Source organism: Prevotella sp., from assembly GCF_036570325.1.
Taxonomy (GTDB): Bacteria; Bacteroidota; Bacteroidia; order Bacteroidales; family Bacteroidaceae; genus Prevotella.
The window spans coordinates 1-2,418 of record NZ_DATCYK010000100.1; the positions used below are offsets into that span (position 1 = coordinate 1).

The 2,418-nt window shown below is 50.5% G+C and carries 2 protein-coding genes; both read left to right on the plus strand.

Annotation, left to right across the window (positions count from 1 at the left end; genetic code table 11):
- Positions 1-1,489, plus strand: a 1,489-nt coding sequence (locus VIR50_RS09960; RefSeq protein ID WP_331934977.1) for a SusD/RagB family nutrient-binding outer membrane lipoprotein, incomplete at its 5' end; no start/stop codon positions are given.
- 32 nt (positions 1,490-1,521) lie between these two features.
- Positions 1,522-2,418, plus strand: an 897-nt coding sequence (locus VIR50_RS09965; protein WP_331934978.1) for a glycoside hydrolase family 18, incomplete at its 3' end; no start/stop codon positions are given.

The following is a 2,418-nucleotide window of genomic DNA, read 5'->3' on the forward strand; positions in this document are numbered from 1 at the left end:
GTTGGAGATGGACAACTTGAAAGTTGGCTCTTTCTTTTCACAGATGTTGCTCCGTATGGTGCCATTTACGGCAGGCGGACAGCAGGATGATAACTTCGGCTCTACGGGCTCTTACCAGCATTTCCAAGGCTTAAACTCCGACTGGTATTCGGGCTATATCGGTCCGACCGGTACATGGCGAAGTGGTAATCACAACGCTAATTACAACTTCTCAGGCACATGGGGTAACACCATGTGGCGTCAGAACTTCACTCAAATCATGCCCGCTTGGCAGAAAGTGAGCCAAAACGCCAAGGCCATGAACCTGCCTCACGTGGCTGCTTTGGCTGATGTGGTGAAGGTGTTGGCCATGCACCGTGTGACCGATTATTATGGTCCAATGCCTTATTCGGGCTTTAGTCAGGGCAGTTTGAAGGCCGGTTACGACAGTCAGCAGGATGTATATAAGATGTTCTTTGCCGAGCTTGACAATGCCATTGAGGTGCTTACGCCTTATGCGCAGTCGGGTTCAAAGATCATGTCGAACTATGATTACATCTATCAGGGCGACGCTTCAAAGTGGGCAAAGTTGGCCAACACGCTGCGCTTACGCTTGGCTTTGCGCATTGCTTACGCTGATGCGAAGTTGGCACAGCAGGAAGCCGAGAAGTCGGCACAGAGCTCCGTAGGCTTCTTGGAGCGCCCCGAAGACCGGGCAATAGTTAGCGGTATCACCATCGTGAACCCACTTTGGGAGCAAGGAGAGTCATGGAATGAGGAGCGAATGAGCGCCGCTATGGACTCTTATCTTAACGGTTATGGTGATCCCCGTGTATCAAAATACTTCCGTGCGGCCGGTGATGGCAAGTTCCACGGTGTGCGTGTAGGTGTTGGTTTCACCAATAATAAGGATTGGACGGGCGATAAAATCTCTAAGATAAACGTCAGTCAAAGCACCTCACCCGTATATTTCACGGCAGCGGAAAGCTATTTTGATCGTGCCGAAGCCCAACTCCGCGGCTGGAACATGGGTGGTAGTGCCAAATCGTTCTACGAGGCCGGCATTAAAGCATCGTTCGCCGAACTGGGCATAACCGGTGGTGTTGACGCTTACATTACGGACAACGTGAAGACACCGGCTGACTTCGTAGACAATTCCGGGCATGGAAATGACATACCGGCGATGTCGAAAGTGACTGTCGCTTGGGACGAAGGAGCCAATTTCGAGACCAAACTTGAGAAGATTATCACGCAGAAATGGATTGCCAATTTCACCATTTCACCCGAAGGATGGGCTGAATATCGTCGTACAGGTTACCCCAAACTCTTCCCCATTGTGAAGAACAACAGCAATGGTATCATCAGTTCCGACCTGCAGATACGCCGCATGCCTTATCCCTCTTCCGAGTCAGAAGACAACGCCGACGCCTATAACAACGGCTTGAAGCTGCTTGGTGGCCCTGATAACGGTGCCACTAAACTTTGGTGGGATAAGAATCCTAATCATTAAAATCACTGTAATTATCTTTTAAAAGAAATCTTATGAAAAAGTTAATTCTTGGTATTTTGGCCCTCGGCATGGCCGGTTCGGTGCTCGTAAGTTGCGATACCGATGCGGAAAAAATAGAGTTGGCCGGTCAAAAGCCTTACGTCTATACCGAACAATATTATAAAAACCTGCGTGCTTTCAAGCAATCTGACCACGAAATCAGCTATGCTTATTTTGCCGCTTGGGCCCCGTTGGAGGGTGTAGCCGGCTATAAGGACCCGGCGTCGTGGGGCGAACGCTTCATGGGAATGCCCGACTCGCTCGATATTTGCAACCTTTGGATGGGCATACCCACCAAGGAAAGTCACCCCATAGCATACGCCGATATGATCAAGACGCGTGAGTTGAAAGGCACACGCTTCGTGTTCCATGCTGACGCATCTAACTTCCACCATCAGTTTTGGTATCGTGACGAGAACTTCACGATAGACAAGAATCGTATCATTAACCTCGAAACAGACCGCAGCGAGGAAGCTCTTCGCGCCTATGCACGGTGGGCTGTAGACACGGTTAACGTGTGTGAGCTCGACGGAGTAGACTTTGATTACGAGGGATGGGACAGCAAGTCCATGGCCATCGTGGCCGATGAATGCAATAAATACTTTGGTCCTGAAGGCAAATGGGCCGAGAAGTTGTTTATCATCGACTATTTCGGAGGCGCGCCCGATGAGAACTCACTGAAGTATTGCGACTGGGTTGTGAAGCAAGCCTACAGCATGCAGGTTGGCTTTGGCGTGGGAGGACCGGGTGGTTGTCCTGAAGAGAAGGTTGTATATTGTGAAAGTATGGGCTTGGAGCAACATCCCGAGGGTGGTATCATCGAGCGTTATGCGGCTTGGGAACCGGCTACGGGCCATAAAGGGGGCTGCGGCGCTTACTACATGGATAAC